Below are 18,286 nucleotides of genomic sequence, written 5' to 3' on the forward strand. Positions count from 1 at the left end.
GTTAAATTAAGGACTGAGTTCTGTAACTCACAGGGCTTAGTCCTTTTATTTTACACTGAAAGCAATTTTTACTGTGTTAAAGATCAAAAATTGATCACTTATTGTTTAAATGACGGGGGATTTAACCATAAAAAATTTGCACCTTAATCAGTTGATTGTTTCGTTCAACTTTTGGGGTGCAAATCATACATAGGGCTTTGCCATCTAGAACGCTAATTCAAAGAGGCGTATTAAAAACTAAAACTTAGTTTTACTTCAGCAGTTTTTTGTTTCTCTGCTTGTTTCGCTTTTGTTAATCCGCCAATTAAACTTAATTTTACATTATGGTATTTAAATTTAAGGCCAGCATTGTATTGTTGTTGATTTTCAACGTTGTAAGCAAAATCATATCCATTTACATTAATTTTTCCGTTGCCTTGATTTACATCATATCGAGCAGACAAAATTGGTGTAATGGAAAACTCGCCGAAGTTATAGGTATAACTTAAATCAAGTTGAGCAAAGGTTGTTTTGACGGATATAGGGTTTACTCTAATGCGATCTTGACCTAATGCAAAATTAGAGCTTGATAAGTAGCCATAACGAATACCTACACTTGGTTTAATCCCAAAATTCCCTATGTTAAACGCTTTGCCGGCTATTAGGCCTATTTGTGTGGTATAACGATCAAATTTAGCATTATTATTGGTTTGTAGGTTGCTTTGGAACTTGCCGTAGCCTAAATCAATGCCCAAATACCAATGATTATCCGCATAATATTTAGAATAGAAATTAACTTGTGCTAGAGTATTTTTACTTGTTGCCTCATCAAGGCTGTTACTATTCCGAACATAAGTCAATATACCACCTAGTTGAATATTTCTCGTCACAGATTTATCTAAGCCTAATTGGCTTCTTACACTTTGAGAATTAAAACGACGATATTGGCTTGAGGAATAATTTTCGTTCATCGAAGAATTAGATACCCAAACGCTATATTGCCCCTCATTATTTATTTCTAGTTGATTAATATGTTGAGAAATCGCTTTTCCAACATTTAATGCAATAAATTGTGCTTTTACCATTGAGTCAGAAAGTACAGCATTGGTGTTTTTACTAATGAGATCTCGCAGTTCAGGTTGAGCTTTTTCTGATTTGCCTGCTTCAGGCTGAGTAGAATTATCAGTCACACTCACTTCTGGTGGAGCGGTTTCCTCAGGGCGTTTTTCAGGCGTTACTGTTTCTGCCGTTGTATTTTCAGGTTGAGCTGTTTCTGATTTATTTACTTCAGGCTGAGTAGAATTATCAGTCACACTCACTTCTGGTGGAGCGGTTTCCTCAGGGCGTTTTTCAGGCGTTACTGTTTCTGCCGTTGTATTTTCAGGTTGAGCTGTTTCTGATTTATTTACTTCAGGCTGAGTAGAATTATCAGTCACACTCACTTCTGGTGGAGCGGTTTCCTCAGGGCGTTTTTCAGGTGTTACTGTTTCTGCCGCTGTATTTTCAGGTTGAGCTTTTTCTGATTTGCCTGCTTCAGGCTGAGTAGAATTATCAGTCACACTCACTTCTGGTGGAGCGGTTTCCTCAGGGCGTTTTTCAGGCGTTACTGTTTCTGCCGTTGTATTTTCAGGTTGAGCTGTTTCTGATTTATTTACTTCAGACTGAGAGGAAGTTTCAGTCTCTTCAGGTTTATTTTGCGGTTCAACAGCCTCTACTTTTTTGTAAGTAATAATATAAGCATTTTTTCCGCTCGATTTCATTTCGGTCGCAATTAATCCATTAAAAGATTTTTTATTTTTATCAAGTGAATTATTAAATGCAGATTTTAATACAACGTATTCTGCTAAGATTTCCCCATCTGGGCTTTGATGTGTAATCATTACTTGCTCAGGTATATCAATAACAATTGAATGTCCTATGTCAGTTCTATTAAAATCGTTATCTTGATTTTTTGGGGCTACATTTGTGGTCGTCGCAGAATTTGGAGTGGGTAGAGGAGTATCAACAACATTAACTGTTTCTTCATTTTTATGATCTACTTGAGTAGCTTTTGTGGTTTGATATCTTTTTTCAACTTCTGAATTATATAAGCGATAAATTCCATTATCTTTACGTAATTCATATTTCCAAGCACCTAAATCAACGGTATTCCCAACTAATGACACATTTAAATTATCTTTTTGAGCATCTGAAGCATCTAAAAGCGTGAGTTCATTGTGATTAGGTTCTCCTGTTTTACTTTTCACATTTAATTTAAAATCACCTGAAGCAGAGTTTTTTACCACTACTTTGTCGCCTTGCTTATCAGTAAGATCAGTCAAGTAATAGAAATGCCCATTGCCTGATAAGTTATTCACAGTCAGCGTGTTATATTTTTTCACACTGTTTTCATTCTCTGCTGTATTTAAATGAATATGTCCATCGTCTACATTTAAGTGATTAACATTGCTATCGCCAGTTAAATACCATTTACTATTTTCGGTTAAACGTACTTGGCTGTTTCCACCTGCCTGAATTGAGCCATGCAAATTGGCTTTGCCTAAGGTAAAGTTTGCACTTCCAGTTAAATTAACATCGCCAGATACATTGGTGGCATTAAAGCTATTGAGGGCTTTTTCCGATAAATTGCTATTATGGCAAGTCACATAGCCCGTATAGTCAGAACGTACACAAACCGTATCGCCAGCTTTATAGCCAATATGCACTTGCGCACTATCTGAGGCTGTGACATTAGACGTAATATTTGCAACATTGCGTCCTGAATAAAGGGTGGCATTGCCACTCACTTTCATTGAGGTTGCTTTAAAAGTGCGGTCAATCCAGTCATTTTCTAACACCACTTCATTATTTTCAGTAAAGTGTTGATCTTTTTCCGTTGAAGAAATATTAGCAATATCTCTTGCGTGTGGTGTAGGCCTGCCAGAAAGGAATAATGTACCTTTTTCAACTTTTAATTCACCGTTAAGGTTTGTTCCGCCTGTCAATAAAAAGCGATTTTGATCGGTTTTACCGCTAAAAGTGATATTTAATTCACCATTTGTACCTTTACCATCATCTTCACCAAAGTAGCCATTAAAACCATTCATACGCTCATTGTTGATATGATTCATTACATTTATTTTGGCATCTGTTTCATTTTCACCCATATATAGCCAATCTTGATTACTTTCTTTTCCATTGCAAGGCATTTCAGCGCGGAGGCTACCTGATTTTTTTAATGTGTAATATTTATAGCAATAATTACTGTAATAAAGGTTTTGTCCATATTTCGCGGTTCGATTAAGAAAAGGTTGTTCTACCTCTTCAGGTTGTGGGCGATATATAGTTATCTTGCCTAGTTCAGTAATCAAATTATCCCCAGTAATAGTTACATTAGAGGATTTACTGGTATTGTGATTAACTAATCTAGCTCCCTCATCAATATTTCTAATGTGATCAAATTTAAGTGAATTACCGTTTAAATCTAATCGTCCCCCTCTAAATCCAAAGTAAATAGAGCTAGGATCTACTTGTTTTTCATCTGTGAGAACAACAGTTGGGCGACCGCTTACAATTCCAAGCATAGAGAAAGCTTTAACTTTTCCCGAAGAATCAGCCTCTTGTTTTAGGATAACTTTTCCATCTCCTACTTTTAGTTGCCCTTTGTTTTCTCCTTTTCCTTGTACAACTAAAGTACCTTCACCAATTTTAGCTAATCGATCATATTGAGGATTATGCACTTTCCATACAACGGTATTTCCTTTTTCGACAGATACACCCGCTCCTTTCCAAGTAGAATTATCTGAAGTGCCTTTAACTTCATAATCACCTTCAAAAAATAATCCGCCAGCACCTTGATCAATATCATTGTTTAAGGTAATTGTTCCACTTCCATTAAACGTAACATTTTTGCCATGATTAGGGTTATTTTTTCCATCAGATAAATCAACATTCAACGTTTCAGAACTATTAGAAATGACACTTGATTTGTTATTTATAGTTTTCCAATTATATTCTGTATTAGGATTGGTCAATGAACCTGCAGTATCTCTGCTATAAACAGTTTTAGCAAAGTCAGATTTATAAATATTCCATTCTTGCCAAGATTTTTTGTTATATCCCCCCAGAAATCATAGGCTCCAAGGAAAAGCCATTTACCTTTATCTTTGTTATAAACAAAAAGTGGGGATCCGCTGTCTCCTAAAACAGCATAATTGGTCAGTGGATCTTGTGATAATAAGGTCTTAGGATCCCTATATCTATTGGCAACTCCAAATCCAATTAGTCCATCATTTTCGTGATTAACTTCATAAGGTGTTCCGCCGATAGCATATCTATAAGCTTCACCAACTAAATTTAAGTCGCTACCTCCAACCTCACGATGGTCTAAAATTAAGCTATAATTAGCTCCCTTTTTATAGACAAAAGGTGTTCCACTTCCAATTCTAACGAAAGATGAGTATTTTTCTGTATTGTTATATTCGCCTTTAGTGCTATTCGAAGTTGAAGGTTCTATAGGTATAACCTCTGTTACAAATTTATCTAATCGTGGCATGTAATAATCTTCACGACGTTTTTGCTCATCTTTTGCATTAGGAGTGGATGGAAAATCATTTCTATTAACGGTCAAGTATCTATTTTCTTCTGATGATACATCTCGATGTTGAATGGAGTTTCCATACCTTCTCTCTCCATTTAAATTCCCAAAATGAAGTTCATCCACATTACCACCAACGTGTTTCACGCCTACTACATATTGTGGATTCACCAACGTGGCAATTCGTTTATCTACATCTACCACACTAAAATCAATCATCGGAATACCGTTAGGTAAGGCAGTGCCCAAATCTTTATTATTTTTATCCTTTACCAGCACATTTGTTGCCCCCACAGAGAACATTCCTTTGTTTTCTGCAAAATCACGGAATATTTGATAATCCACATCGTCTCTAACTAATGCGGCTTCTGTATAAGGGGTTAGCGCATAGGCGACAGTTAGGGCAATAAAGTTAAGTTTGAATTTTTTATTTAGCATGTTGGCTGTCCTTATAAATTGATTTTAAAAAGTAGATTTGATAGGACCAGTTTTATATACGGCTATGAGGTGATTCAAATCTTGAAGATGTGTTGCGGTGTTAATTTGTCAGTTTTATTTTAGGGGCGCTTTTCTACCATAATTTGTTCAAAAAGTGAATTATATTCACCAATAAATTACTGGCTAATGATAATTATGTCTAACTTTTAAAAATTCAATTATTTTTCACCGCACTTTGGGAGCTAATCTAAGGTTTTAATGATTCCATTATCGACTGAAAACATTTTTCTGTTTTCGACTTGCATCTCTTTTAATTGTTCTTGAGTAATGGCGGTAACAAATACTTGTGATCCACTTTGTTGTAATCGTTCTGCCAACAGTGCTCGCTTATATTGATCCAATTCTGATGCAAAATCATCGATCAAAAAAATACAATGGCGTTGTTTTTCTTTCATTAAATGCTCGCCTTGAGCCAGTCTTAATGAGCACATTAAAAGTTTAAGCTGTCCACGAGAAAGTACATCTTCTACTGGCAATCCTTGCGCTTTGAAACGAAAATCGGCTTTTTGAGGGCCTGAAAATGTGTAATTTAAAGCGCGATCTCGTTCAAAATTTTGCTCAAGAACCTCTGCGTAATCTGTATTTTTTTCCCAGCCTTGATGAAAGCTGACATTAATTTCTAATTCAGGGAGGAAAAGTTGGCAAGTTTGCTCGATTTCAGGGCGTAGCGCTTCTGCATAGTCGGCACGCCATTGACTCACTTGATGCGCGAGTTTGGCAAGCTCGACATCCCAAACTTTAATAGCGGAGTAGGGTTGATTTTGTGCAAGCGCTGAATTTCTTTGTTTGAGTAATCGATTAAGATTGCTCCAAGCAGTATAAAAACTTGTTTGATGGTGAAAAAGTCCCCAATCCAAAAATGCTCGGCGATAACTTGGTCCACCATTGAGTAAGGTTAAGCCTTCTGGGGTGATTAATTGCATTGGCAAAAGATGCGCAAGATCGGAAATTTTATTGCCATCTTCTCCGTTAATTTTTACTAACGTGTTGCCTTGACGAAGTTTTTGTAATCCCACAGACCATTGATGTTGGCTTTCTTGGATTTGTCCAAATAAGGTAAAGTGAGGTTCGTCGTAAGAAATGATGCGATTTGTTACCGCACTTTTGAATGAGCGTCCGTGACCAAGATAAAAAATGGCTTCTAATAAGCTTGTTTTCCCGCTGCCATTGTTGCCGACCAAAAAGTTAAAGCCGGGATCAAAATCAAGATCCACGGCTGTTAAGTTACGAAATTTTTCGACCAGTAAGCGCGAAATCGCCATATTATAAACGCATTGGCATAATTACATATTCGCTGCTGCTGTCTTCGCAGTTTTCGATTAAGCAACTAGAAGAGGCATCAGTTAGGCGCATGCGAACTTGATTGCATTTAAGCGCATTTAGCACATCAAGAATATAGGTGACATTAAAGCCCACTTCTAATTCTTCGCCATTGTAATTGACATCCACGATTTCTTCCGCTTCTTCATGTTCGGTGTTGGAGGCGGTAATTTTTAGTTGGTTTTCGCTTAAATTTAAACGCACGCTACGCACACGCTCATTCGATAAAATTGATGCGCGAACAAAGGCTTGTTTAAGAATTTCCCAGCTGCCTTCGACAATTTTCGTTGCATTACGAGGCAGCACTCGGCGATAGTCAGGGAAACGACCATCAATTAATTTTGATGTAAATACAATGTTTTTTAGATGAATACGTAAATTGTTAGTACCGATTTGTAAACGTGCTGGTTCATCGCTTGTTTCTAATAAACGAACCAGTTCTAACACGCCTTTACGCGGTAAAATCACAGAATGATTTTGTAATTCTTGCTCAAGCGAGATGGTGCAGACTGCAAGTCTATGGCCATCTGTCGCCACTGTACGCAATAAATTGCCTTCTGTTTCAAACTTCATACCATTTAAGAAATAGCGGGCATCTTGGTTTGCCATGGAAAATTGAGTGGCTTCAATTAAACGGCGCAAGGTATTTTGCGGTAGTTCAAAATCTACTTCAGACTGCCAATCCGTGAGGTTGGGATATTCTTCGGCAGGTTGGGTTGTCAGCGTAAAGCGGCTACGCCCAGATTGTACTAATGCACGGTCTTCTTCAAAAGTAACCGTGATTTCTGAATCATCAGATAAAGTGCGGCAAATATCTAAGAATTTTTTTGCTGGAATCGTAAAGGTGCCATTTTCAGAAGACGATGAAAGCTGAGTTTGACTAGAGAGTTCGACTTCCAAATCTGTGCCCGTGATAGTCAATCGATTATCTTCAATTTGCAACAGCACGTTGTTTAATACTGGAATATTTGGGCGATTACTCAATACGCCACATACTTGTTGCAACGGTTTTAATAAATTTTCTCTTGAAATACTAAATTGCATTGCGTTCTCCTTTTTATGCGGACAAAGTGCGGATTAAATTCGCCCAATCTTCTTGAATGCTATTGTCTTGCTCGCGGAATTTTGGTACTTCGCGGCAAGCGTTTAATACGGTTGTGTGATCACGGTCAAAGGCGCGACCGATTTCAGGCAAACTGCGGTTTGTTAATTCTTTTGCTAATGCCATTGCAATTTGGCGTGGACGAGTGACTGAACGTGCACGGCTTTTTGATTTTAAATCTGAAACCTTAATTCGATAATATTCAGCCACCACTTTTTGAATATTTTCAATAGTAACCAGACGTTCTTGCAGAGCCAAAATATCTTTTAAGGTGTCACGCACGAAATCAATATCAATGTCGCCACCTTTGAAGTCTTGCATTGCTTTTACGCGATTTAACGCACCTTCGAGTTCACGCACGTTGGTACGCAAGCGTTGAGCAATGAAGAAAGCAACTTCTTCTGGCAAGTTCATATTATGTTCTTCCGCCTTTTTCAATAAAATCGCTACACGAGTTTCAAGATCGGGCGGCTCAATGGCTGTTGTTAAGCCCCAGCCAAAACGTGATTTTAAACGTTCTTCAATTTTTTCAATTTCTTTAGGATAACGATCTGATGTTAAGATGATTTGCCGACCAGTTTCAAATAAGTTATTGAATATATGGAAGAATTCTTCTTGAGTTTTTTCTTTTTCAGCGAAAAATTGAATGTCATCCACTAAAAGTGCATCGAGAGAACGATAGAATTTTTTGAACTGATCCATTTTATTATCACGCACTGCTTTTACCATATGTTGCATAAAGTTATTTGCGTGAATATAAAGCACACGCGCATTCGGCTTATTGGCTAAAATGCCGTTGCCAATCGCGTGTAACAAGTGAGTTTTACCTAAGCCTGTACCACCATATAAAAAGAAAGGATTGGCCGAAGGTTCGCCTGGTGCTTGAGCAAGTTTTTGACCGACTGCGCGTGCGAGCTGGTTCGATTTACCTTCAACAAAATTATCAAATAAGTGTTTAGTATTGAGATGCGATTCAAATTTTACTGAAGCACTAGATTCAGCTTGAAAATCTACCGCACTTTCTGTTTTAGGATTGCCACTTGGTGCACTTTCTACTACTTTAGGTGCAGGTTTGACCCCTTCTTTTAAAGAAATACGCAGTTCGGGATTTTGTGCAAGTGTTTGACAAATTTGCTGGATTTGTGCGAGATAATGAGTTTCCACCCAACCTTTCACAAACATATTAGAAGCATATAAAACAATGTGGTTATCTGCCACCACATCAGCCTGTAAAGGACGAAGCCAAGTGCTGAGATCACTGGCTGAAACTTGATCTTGAAGTTGTAACAGGCAACTTTGCCAAAGATTTGAGAGATTCACAAAAGGATCCTTGTTGTTTTTGTAATAGAGAAAAGTGCGGTAAGAATTGGCGGAGATTTTACAATAAATACGTGGAAAGATCTTCTAAAAAATCGGCTTGAGATTTATATAAAAATCCGTATAATCCCCCGATTTTGGAAGTCCGAGAGTTTTTCCCGAAAAATTTCCGTTTCTTATTTGACGAACGCGTATTTTATGATTAAAATTGCGCTCTATTTTTATTAACTCATAATCTGGATTTAGGTAGATTACAATGAAACGTACATTTCAACCTTCTGTATTAAAACGTAGTCGTACTCACGGTTTCCGTGCTCGTATGGCAACTAAAAATGGCCGTCAAGTTTTAGCGCGTCGTCGTGCTAAAGGTCGTAAAAGTTTATCTGCATAATCACCGTTCTTAGTGGTTAAGCTGAACTTTTCAAGGGAGTTACGTTTGTTAACTCCCGTTCAATTCAAAAATGTCTTCGAACAACCGTTCAGAGCTAGCACTCCAGAAATAACCATCCTTGCCAGAAAAAATAATCTTGAGCACCCTCGCTTAGGTTTAACTGTCGCTAAAAAACATTTAAAACGAGCTCATGATCGTAATCGTATTAAACGCTTAGTGCGAGAAAGCTTTCGTTTATCGCAACATTGTTTACCAGCATGTGATTTTGTTTTTGTTGCAAAAGGTGGTATTGGTAAGCTTGATAATAGCTCTTTTGTGCAAATCTTAGAAAAATTATGGCAACGACACATTCGTTTGGTGCAAAAATCTTAATTGGATTTATTCGTTTCTATCAACTTGTTATTAGTCCTCTTATCGGGCCGCGTTGTCGGTTTGTGCCTACTTGTTCTTGCTATGGCATTGAAGCGTTAAAAACACATGGATTGTTAAAAGGTAGTTGGCTTACTCTAAAACGTGTATTAAAATGTCACCCCTTGAACGCTGGTGGATTCGATCCTGTTCCACCTAAAATCAATAATAACGATGAGAAAAAATAATGGACTCAAGACGTAGCCTATTAGTGTTAGCGCTAATTTTTATTTCTTTCCTTGTTTATCAGCAATGGCAGTTGGATAAAAATCCACCTGTGCAAACTGAACAAACAACTTCAATGACTGCCAATTCTGATGTTCCGGCAAGTTCTCCTTATTCTAATTCACAAGTTGTAGCAGATTCTCAAACTCATGGCCGTATTATTACCCTTGAAAACGATGTATTCCGTTTGAAAGTTGATACTTTAGGCGGTGATGTAATTAGTTCTGAATTACTAAAATATGATGCTGAATTGGATTCAAAAACACCGTTTGAGTTATTAAAAGACACCAAAGAACATGTGTATATTGCACAAAGTGGTTTAATTGGTAAAAACGGTATCGATACTCGTTCTGGTCGTGCGCAATATCAAATTGAAGGTGATAATTTTAAATTAGCAGATGGTCAAGCATCTCTTTCAGTGCCTCTTCTTTTTGAAAAAGATGGTGTGACTTATCAAAAAATCTTCGTATTAAAACGTGGTAGCTATGATTTAGGCGTAGATTACAAGATTGATAACCAAAGTGGTCAAGCTATTGAAGTAGAGCCTTATGGTCAATTAAAACATTCTATTGTTGAAAGCTCTGGTAATGTCGCAATGCCAACTTATACTGGTGGCGCATATTCTTCTTCAGAAACAAACTATAAAAAATATAGTTTTGGCGATATGAAGGATAATAATCTTTCTATTGATACTAAAGCCGGTTGGGTTGCAGTATTACAGCATTATTTCGTATCGGCTTGGATTCCTAATCAAGATGTAAATAATCAACTTTACACAATTACAGATACTAAAAATAATGTCGCTTCAATTGGTTATCGTGGTCCTGTTGTCACTATTCCTGCTGGTGGTCAAGAGACAATTACAAGTTCATTATGGACTGGCCCTAAACTTCAAAATCAAATGGCTACTGTGGCAAATCACTTAGATTTAACCGTTGATTACGGTTGGGCTTGGTTTATTGCTAAACCGTTATTCTGGTTATTAACCTTTATTCAAGGGATTGTATCTAACTGGGGTTTAGCGATTATCTGTGTAACAATCGTTGTGAAAGCAATTTTGTATCCACTTACGAAAGCACAATATACATCAATGGCTAAAATGCGTATGTTGCAACCTAAAATGCAAGAAATGCGTGAACGTTTTGGTGATGATCGTCAACGTATGAGCCAAGAAATGATGAAACTTTACAAAGAAGAAAAAGTAAATCCACTCGGTGGTTGTTTACCAATTCTTCTTCAAATGCCAATCTTTATCGCATTATATTGGACATTTATGGAAGCTGTTGAATTACGCCATGCTCCATTCTTTGGTTGGATTCAAGATTTATCAGCACAAGATCCTTATTATATTTTCCCTATTTTAATGGGGATCTCAATGTTCTTGTTGCAAAAAATGTCGCCAACGCCAGTGGCTGATCCAATGCAGCAAAAAGTGATGAACTTTATGCCATTAGTCTTTATGTTCTTCTTCTTATGGTTCCCTGCTGGTTTAGTGTTGTATTGGTTGGTATCTAACTTAATCACTATTGTTCAACAACAATTAATTTATCGAGGGTTAGAGAAAAAAGGGTTACATTCCCGTAAGAAATAGTCACTAACTGGCAAAAAGAAAGGCACGAATAGTGCCTTTCTTTATTATTTGATCTTAATATATTCCGCATTTTGTAGAGATAGAGTTTCTTTTTAGAAGAAACAGGGATAAGCGTTATCCTTCTAAATTAAAAGTGCGGCTAGATTTTAAAGAGTTTTTTATGAAAGAAACAATCGTTGCTCAAGCTACTGCGCCAGGTCGTGGTGGTATTGGGATTTTAAGAGTCTCTGGGCCTTTAGCAATAGAAGTTGCACAAGCGGTGTTGGGAAAATGTCCTAAGCCAAGAATGGCTGATTATCTCCCTTTTAAAGATGCTGATGGCACTGTTTTAGATCAAGGGATTGCCCTTTACTTCAAATCACCACATTCATTTACTGGTGAGGATGTATTGGAATTGCAAGGTCACGGTGGGCAGGTTGTATTAGATTTATTACTCAAACGTATTCTACAAATTGATGGAATCCGTTTAGCGAGACCGGGTGAGTTTTCTGAACAAGCTTTTTTGAATGATAAATTGGATCTTGCTCAAGCGGAAGCCATTGCGGATTTAATTGATGCAACATCAGAACAAGCCGCACGCTCAGCATTAAAATCTTTGCAAGGTGAATTTTCAAAGAAAGTAAATGAATTAGTTGATTCTGTGATTTATTTGCGCACCTATGTAGAAGCGAGCATTGATTTTCCTGATGAAGAAATTGATTTCTTAGCGGATGGAAAAATTGAAGCAAACTTACGCGGTATTATTAATCAGTTGGAAGATGTTCGCTCTGAAGCCAAACAAGGTTCTATTTTACGTGAGGGCATGAAAGTGGTGATTGCCGGTCGTCCGAATGCAGGTAAATCGAGCTTGCTGAATGCGCTTGCTGGCCGCGAAGCAGCTATAGTAACGGATATTGCAGGTACAACTCGCGATGTACTGCGTGAGCATATTCATATTGACGGCATGCCATTGCATATTATTGATACCGCGGGTCTTCGAGATGCAACCGATGAAGTCGAGCGCATTGGCATTTCTCGCGCATGGACGGAGATTGAACAAGCCGATCGTATCATTTTGATGTTAGATAGTAGCGATCCTGAAAGTGCAGATTTAAGCAAAGTGCGGTCAGAATTTTTAGCAAAATTACCCACAACGTTGCCTGTCACTATTGTTCGAAACAAAATTGATTTAAATGGTGAGCAAGCAAATGAAAGCGAACAGGGCGGTTATCAAATAATTAGTCTTTCCGCTCAAACGCATGATGGTGTACAACTTTTACGTGAACATTTGAAACAAGCAATGGGTTTCCAAACTGGCATGGAAGGGGGTTTTTTAGCTCGTCGTCGTCATTTAGATGCACTTGAGAAAGCTGCAGAGCATTTACAAATCGGTTTGGTTCAACTCACAGAATTTCATGCAGGAGAACTTTTAGCGGAAGAATTGCGCTTAGTACAAACCCATTTAAGTGAAATTACTGGTCAATTTACATCCGATGATTTACTCGGCAATATTTTTAGCTCTTTCTGCATTGGAAAATAGGAGATCTAGAGCAATCATCTTCTTGGGCAAAAATTGAGATCAAAAGCGGAGATTTTTGGTGGCATAGTGCTGATTGGAATTGGTATTAGCTTGCTTTATGAGCACGGTGTTTTCACTTTTTAAGATGCTAATTTTCTACGTTTAGATTATAATCGGGGAAAATTTTATGTTTATAACAAGGGTTATAGAATGTTAATTGAAAAAATGCACAATTTATCAAATTCAAAGGTAGCTAAGTTTATTTTGGGTTTGATTACTTTATCGTTTTTAGTCGGCGGTATGTCTGGCTATCTTTTTAGTTCAAATGATACTTATGCTGCAAAAGTTAATGGTGAAGTGATTTCGCAACAAGATTTTTTAAATCGCTACAACCAAGAATTTGAGGCTCGTGCACAACGCGAAGGCGAAGCATTTATGGCTCAGTCAGATTCTCCTGAATTTGTTACCGCACTTCGTCAAAGCACCATTAATCGAATGATTGATCAAGAGTTGCTTCGTCAATATGCGAAAGAATTAAAATTAGGCGTGAGCGATGAAATGATTAAACGAGCAATCGTGACAGATCCTAATTTTCAAGTTAATGGCAAATTTGATAACGGTGTTTATCAACAAGTATTACAACAAAATCGCTTAACGTCAGATGGTTATGCGGCTATTTTGCGTAGCGCATTAACCCTTGAACAAATGCAAAGTGGTGTTGCTAACAGTGAATTTATCGTGCCTGCCCAAGCAAAAAATACCGCGGAAGTTTTCTTTCAAAAGCGTTCAGCTCGTTTAGCAACATTATCTCTTACAGATGAAATGGCAAAGCAATCGGTATCTGATGATGAAATTAAAGCTTATTACGAAACTAATCAAAAATCTTTTGTTCAGCCAGAACAAGTGAAGGTTCAATATATTGATCTCTCTGGTAGCCAAATCGAAAAAGGTATCGAAGTTAAAGATGTAGAAATTGCGCAATATTATCAAGATAATAAAGCTCAATTTATGACTCAGCGTTTAGCACATATTCAATTTGCAAATGAGCAAGATGCTAAGTCTGCTTATGATGAATTACAAAAAGGCGCAAATTTCGCTGATGTAGCTAAAGCTAAATCTTTAGATAAAGTTTCTGGTGAGAATGGTGGTGATTTAGGTTGGGTAAATGCGAATGAATTACCAAAAGCTTTTGAAGATGCTGCAGCTGCATTGCAGGTAGGTCAATATAGCCAACCAATCAATGTGGATGGCAATTACCATATTGTTTTAGTGCAAGAACGTAAAGCTCAAACTTTAGATGAAGTGAAAGCACAGGTTGCAGATTTAGTTCGTAAATCCTTGTTAGAAAATCGTTATTACGCAATTGAAAAGCAAGTGCGTGATAAGGCTTTTGAGGATAGCAAATCACTGAATACCGCGGCACAAGTTGCAGGTGTTAAAGTTCAAGAGAGCGGTTATTTTTCTCGTCAAAATGTACCTGCAGAATTAAATTTCCCTAATGTAGTTTCTGCCGTTTTTGAATCTGATATTGCCAACGGTGGTGCTAATTCAGAACCTTTGAATGTTGGCGATTATCACGCTATTGTAGTACGTGTGTTAGAGCACAAACCTGAAGGTGTGAGAACATTGGAAGATGCGAAAGCAGATATTGAAATGTTCTTAAAACGCCAGAAGGCTGAAAATGTGCTTAACGAAAAAGCACAACAAGCGGTGAAAGCATTAAGCGAAAATGCTGAATCGAAAGTGGATGGAATTAATTTCTCAAGTGAGCAAACTTTTACTTTAAGTGAAAATAAAGATCCAATTTTAACAAATGGCGTATTCTCAATTGCTAAACCAGAATCAGGTAAAACGGTTTACCAAGTTGCTCCTAATGAGAAAGGCGATGTAGTTATTATTGCTCTAAATAAAGTAGAAGACGGCGTGCTTAACGATAAAGAATTAAGCCAATTTAGTGCTCAATTATTACGTACAAGTCAGGCTGAAGTTCAAGCGCAATTAATGCAAGGATTGCGTGAGAGAGCAAAAATTGAAGTAAATGATTCTTTCATCAATCAAGATGATGAAGCACAGCAATAATTGATTAAATTGCAATCTCAGATAAATTTTGATAAAAAGTGCGGTAAATTCACCGCACTTTTTTATAGGGAGCAAATAATGGCAGAAGAAACAATTTTCAGCAAAATTATCCGTAAAGAAATTCCTGCAAATATCGTCTATCAAGATGAATTAGTCACTGCGTTTCGTGATATTTCACCACAAGCTAAAACACATATTTTGATCATTCCAAATAAAGTCATCCCAACAGTGAATGATGTAACGGAGCAAGATGAAGTAGCTCTAGGTCGATTATTTAGCGTGGCGGCTAAGCTCGCTAAAGAAGAAGGTATTGCGGAAGACGGTTATCGCCTAATTGTGAATTGTAATAAACATGGTGGACAAGAAGTATTCCATTTACATATGCATTTAGTCGGTGGTGAATCTTTAGGTAGAATGTTAGTTAAATAATGAAAAAATATTTTTTAATTTTGGCGAGCCTTATGCTCGCTGCTTGTTCAAGTTCAGTAGAAAACTTAACTTATTCAACGAAGCCGATTTTGAATATCACATCTAATCTTTCACCTTTAATTCAAGTTGAAACAAGCCAAAAATCAGCGCTTATAAAAAACAAAAGTCAGCAACTTTTGAATATAAGTTACTACTTATATTGGTACGATCATTTAGGGGTAACCCAAACTTGGGAAAATCAGCAAGAAAGCTATTCCGCTCAAGTGTTGCTAAAACCACAAGAAGAGAAATCGATCGATTTAATTAAACCCACTGTAGAAAGTAAAAATTACCGCCTTTATTTAAAATAATTTATGAGCACGTTGTTAATTGATTTAAAAGGAAAAGAGTTGGAACAAGAGGAAGTTGAGTTACTTTCGCACCCTCTTGTTGCGGGATTGATTTTATTTACTCGAAATTTTGAAGACAGAGGACAAATTCAAGAATTAATTCGTTCTGTTCGTCAACGAGTGAAAAAGCCGTTATTGATTACGGTGGATCAAGAAGGTGGACGAGTTCAACGTTTCCGTGATGGCTTCACGATGTTGCCTTCAATGCAGGCTTTTCAAGAAACACTGTCAACAACTGAACAAGTGAGTTTTGCTAAAGAAGCGGGGTGGCAAATGGCAGCAGAAATGATTGCCTTGGATATTGACTTGAGTTTTGCGCCCGTGTTGGATTTGGGGCATGAATGTCGAGCGATTGGTGATCGCAGTTTTTCATCTGATGTAAAAAGTGCGGTAAATTTAGCAACCGCTTTTATTGATGGTATGCATCAAGCAGGTATGGCATCTACAGGTAAACATTTCCCCGGTCATGGCCATGTATTAGCTGATTCTCATTTAGAAACACCTTATGATGATCGCGCAAAAGACGAAATTTTTAGTGGCGATCTCCAACCTTTCCAACAGTTGATTTCACAAAATAAACTCGATGCCATTATGCCTGCGCATGTCATTTATAGACAATGTGATAGTCAACCAGCAAGTGGTTCAGAATATTGGTTGAAAGAAATCTTACGAAAACAATTAAATTTCCAAGGTGCAATTTTTTCCGATGATCTCGGTATGAAAGGTGCTGGCGTAATGGGCGATTTTGTAGAGCGTAGCAAAAAAGCACTCAATGCAGGTTGTGATCTTTTGTTACTGTGCAATGAACGTGAAGGTGTCATTCAAGTATTAGATAATCTAAAAATTAATGAGAATGAACCGCACTTTATGGCTCGTCAAGCTCGCTTACAAAATTTATTTAAACGTAGAGTGATCGATTGGAATGATCTGGTTTCAGATCTACGTTGGAAACTGAATCACCGAAATCTCGCAGATATTCAAAGCCGTTGGCTAGATATTCAGGCTGCAAGAAAATGATTGATTGTCGATATTATCAACAAAATAAATGTCGTTCTTGTCAATGGCTTGAAATACCTTATAGTCAGCAGCTAACTGAAAAACAACATCATTTAAAACAGCAATTGATTCCTATTAATTGTGATGGAACTCAGTGGTTGGCTCCTTTTGAATCTGATGAACATGGCTTTCGTAATAAAGCTAAAATGGTTGTTAGTGGCAGTGTTGAACGCCCGATACTTGGCATTTTAAAAAATCCTAATGATCCACAAAGTGCGATTGATTTGTGTGGTTGTTCCCTTTATCCCACTCGGTTTTCACTCGTTTTTCCTATTCTGAAGGATTTTATCGGTCGTGCTGGTTTAGTGCCTTATAATATTGCTAAGCAAAAAGGCGAGCTTAAATATATTTTGCTGACAGAAAGTATTGCAACAAAAAAATTAATGTTGCGCTTTGTGTTGCGCACAGAAAATAAATTGCCATTAATTCGTCGAGAATTACCTAAATTATTGGAAAAATTACCGCACTTAGAAGTAGTTAGCATTAATTTACAACCACAGCACGCGGCCATTTTAGAAGGTGAACAAGAAATTTTTCTGACAGAACAACAATTTTTGCCAGAGAATTTCAACGGTATTCCGCTCTTTATTCGCCCACAAGGTTTCTTTCAAACCAATCCTAAAGTGGCGGCGGGATTATATGCAACCGCTCAGCAATGGGTAAGAGAATTACCAATTTATAAAGTCTGGGATTTATTTTGTGGTGTGGGAGGATTTGGCTTACATTGCGCTAAAGCTTTACAGGAAAAATGGGGAAAAAGTATTGAGTTAACTGGAATTGAAATCTCCTCATCCGCTATTTTTGCAGCGACTCATTCCGCCAAAATATTGGGGTTAGAACATGTAAATTTCCAATCTCTCGATGCGGCGAGTGTGATGAAAAATCAAGATGAGAATAAGCCAGACCTTGTGATTGTAAATCCGCCTCGTCGTGGAATTGGAAAGGAATTAAGTGAATTTCTTAACCAAATTCAACCGCACTTTATCTTGTATTCCAGCTGCAATGCCGTGACAATGGGTAAAGATTTACAGTATCTCACTTGTTATAAACCATTGAAAATTCAACTTTTTGATATGTTTCCGCAAACATCTCACTATGAAGTATTAGTTTTACTAGAAAGAAAAAAGATTAATTAAGGTGAGATAGAAAAAGCTAGGGAATTTGAAAGAAGGGTGGTGGAACTAAGCAGAATTGGTCTTAACAGCAAGTGGCTTACTGCACGCATCCCTGCGGGATTTCTACCTAGCCCACCATAGATTAGAAAATGCATCTTGGTGTTCTAGCTTTTGCGGCATAAAACTATGCAATAAGGTTATAAACCTTTAAAAGCCACTATATCAGGAGACCAATCCTGTCTTCCCACTATATTTGTAAGAATTTGAGTAATGATAGAATCCTTTATATTAATTGTCAATTAATGTTTTGAAT

13 protein-coding genes and 1 pseudogene are annotated in these 18,286 nt (G+C 37.3%); 10 read left to right on the forward strand and 4 right to left on the reverse strand.

Annotation, left to right across the window (positions count from 1 at the left end; translation table 11 throughout):
* Positions 1-230 precede the first annotated feature (230 nt).
* The 4 genes and pseudogenes from DV428_RS03930 to dnaA all read right to left on the reverse strand — a co-directional run bounded on the left by DV428_RS03930 (position 231) and on the right by dnaA (position 8,795).
* Positions 231-4,993: pseudogene (locus DV428_RS03930) on the reverse strand (S6 family peptidase).
* A gap of 242 nt (positions 4,994-5,235) precedes the next feature.
* Positions 5,236-6,315 (reverse strand): DNA replication/repair protein RecF, encoded by a 1,080-nt coding sequence (gene recF / locus DV428_RS03935; RefSeq protein ID WP_114908756.1) that lies wholly within the window; start codon positions 6,313-6,315, stop codon positions 5,236-5,238.
* A gap of 1 nt (position 6,316) precedes the next feature.
* Positions 6,317-7,417: a DNA polymerase III subunit beta gene (gene dnaN, locus DV428_RS03940; protein ID WP_009499821.1), complete on the reverse strand. Its 1,101-nt coding sequence runs from the start codon at positions 7,415-7,417 to the stop codon at positions 6,317-6,319.
* A 13-nt stretch (positions 7,418-7,430) separates the two neighbouring features.
* Positions 7,431-8,795 carry a chromosomal replication initiator protein DnaA gene (dnaA, locus tag DV428_RS03945; RefSeq protein WP_005645860.1) on the reverse strand — a complete coding sequence of 455 codons (1,365 nt, stop codon included), beginning with the start codon at positions 8,793-8,795 and terminating at the stop codon, positions 7,431-7,433.
* A 253-nt stretch (positions 8,796-9,048) separates the two neighbouring features.
* Here dnaA and rpmH point away from each other — a divergent pair, with 253 nt between their 5' ends.
* The 10 genes from rpmH to rlmC all read left to right on the forward strand — a co-directional run bounded on the left by rpmH (position 9,049) and on the right by rlmC (position 17,994).
* Positions 9,049-9,183, forward strand: a complete 135-nt coding sequence (gene rpmH / locus DV428_RS03950) for a 50S ribosomal protein L34 (RefSeq protein WP_005539760.1) — start codon at positions 9,049-9,051, stop codon at positions 9,181-9,183.
* A gap of 12 nt (positions 9,184-9,195) precedes the next feature.
* Positions 9,196-9,555: a ribonuclease P protein component gene (rnpA, locus tag DV428_RS03955; protein WP_114908757.1), complete on the forward strand. Its 360-nt coding sequence runs from the start codon at positions 9,196-9,198 to the stop codon at positions 9,553-9,555.
* A complete protein-coding gene (gene yidD, locus DV428_RS03960) occupies positions 9,519-9,779 on the forward strand; it encodes a membrane protein insertion efficiency factor YidD (protein WP_005631409.1) in 261 nt (86 codons plus the stop codon). Before rnpA ends, yidD begins: the two co-directional genes overlap by 37 nt.
* Positions 9,779-11,407: a membrane protein insertase YidC gene (gene yidC / locus DV428_RS03965; RefSeq protein ID WP_114908758.1), complete on the forward strand. Its 1,629-nt coding sequence runs from the start codon at positions 9,779-9,781 to the stop codon at positions 11,405-11,407. The genes yidD and yidC overlap by 1 nt, the downstream gene beginning before the upstream one ends.
* 160 nt (positions 11,408-11,567) lie before the next feature.
* On the forward strand, positions 11,568-12,926 hold the full coding sequence (mnmE, locus tag DV428_RS03970) for a tRNA uridine-5-carboxymethylaminomethyl(34) synthesis GTPase MnmE (RefSeq protein ID WP_114908759.1): 1,359 nt from the start codon (positions 11,568-11,570) through the stop codon (positions 12,924-12,926).
* A 189-nt stretch (positions 12,927-13,115) separates the two neighbouring features.
* Positions 13,116-14,984: a peptidylprolyl isomerase gene (gene ppiD / locus DV428_RS03975; protein ID WP_114908760.1), complete on the forward strand. Its 1,869-nt coding sequence runs from the start codon at positions 13,116-13,118 to the stop codon at positions 14,982-14,984.
* A 78-nt stretch (positions 14,985-15,062) separates the two neighbouring features.
* Positions 15,063-15,413: a purine nucleoside phosphoramidase gene (gene hinT, locus DV428_RS03980; RefSeq protein WP_114908761.1), complete on the forward strand. Its 351-nt coding sequence runs from the start codon at positions 15,063-15,065 to the stop codon at positions 15,411-15,413.
* Entirely contained in the window at positions 15,413-15,763 is a 351-nt protein-coding gene (locus tag DV428_RS03985; RefSeq protein ID WP_114908762.1) for a YcfL family putative periplasmic lipoprotein, read from the forward strand. Before hinT ends, DV428_RS03985 begins: the two co-directional genes overlap by 1 nt.
* A gap of 3 nt (positions 15,764-15,766) precedes the next feature.
* Entirely contained in the window at positions 15,767-16,819 is a 1,053-nt protein-coding gene (nagZ, locus tag DV428_RS03990; RefSeq protein ID WP_114908763.1) for a beta-N-acetylhexosaminidase, read from the forward strand.
* Complete coding sequence (gene rlmC, locus DV428_RS03995) at positions 16,816-17,994, forward strand: 23S rRNA (uracil(747)-C(5))-methyltransferase RlmC (protein ID WP_114908764.1); 1,179 nt, start codon at positions 16,816-16,818, stop codon at positions 17,992-17,994. The genes nagZ and rlmC overlap by 4 nt, the downstream gene beginning before the upstream one ends.
* The last annotated feature ends 292 nt before the right edge of the window (positions 17,995-18,286 follow it).

This window comes from Haemophilus haemolyticus (assembly GCF_003352385.1).
GTDB lineage: Bacteria > Pseudomonadota > Gammaproteobacteria > Enterobacterales > Pasteurellaceae > Haemophilus > Haemophilus haemolyticus_I.

Bases quoted from the DNA above. Each gene is read 5' to 3' on its own strand.
- dnaN (WP_009499821.1), bottom strand. From the start codon at position 7,417: ATGCAATTTAGTATTTCAAGAGAAAATTTATTAAAACCGTTGCAACAA.
- rpmH (WP_005539760.1), top strand. From the start codon at position 9,049: ATGAAACGTACATTTCAACCTTCTGTATTAAAACGTAGTCGTACTCAC.
- ppiD (WP_114908760.1), top strand. From the start codon at position 13,116: ATGTTAATTGAAAAAATGCACAATTTATCAAATTCAAAGGTAGCTAAG.
- recF (WP_114908756.1), bottom strand. From the start codon at position 6,315: ATGGCGATTTCGCGCTTACTGGTCGAAAAATTTCGTAACTTAACAGCC.
- yidD (WP_005631409.1), top strand. From the start codon at position 9,519: ATGGCAACGACACATTCGTTTGGTGCAAAAATCTTAATTGGATTTATT.
- nagZ (WP_114908763.1), top strand. From the start codon at position 15,767: ATGAGCACGTTGTTAATTGATTTAAAAGGAAAAGAGTTGGAACAAGAG.
- rlmC (WP_114908764.1), top strand. From the start codon at position 16,816: ATGATTGATTGTCGATATTATCAACAAAATAAATGTCGTTCTTGTCAA.
- yidC (WP_114908758.1), top strand. From the start codon at position 9,779: ATGGACTCAAGACGTAGCCTATTAGTGTTAGCGCTAATTTTTATTTCT.
- hinT (WP_114908761.1), top strand. From the start codon at position 15,063: ATGGCAGAAGAAACAATTTTCAGCAAAATTATCCGTAAAGAAATTCCT.
- DV428_RS03985 (WP_114908762.1), top strand. From the start codon at position 15,413: ATGAAAAAATATTTTTTAATTTTGGCGAGCCTTATGCTCGCTGCTTGT.
- mnmE (WP_114908759.1), top strand. From the start codon at position 11,568: ATGAAAGAAACAATCGTTGCTCAAGCTACTGCGCCAGGTCGTGGTGGT.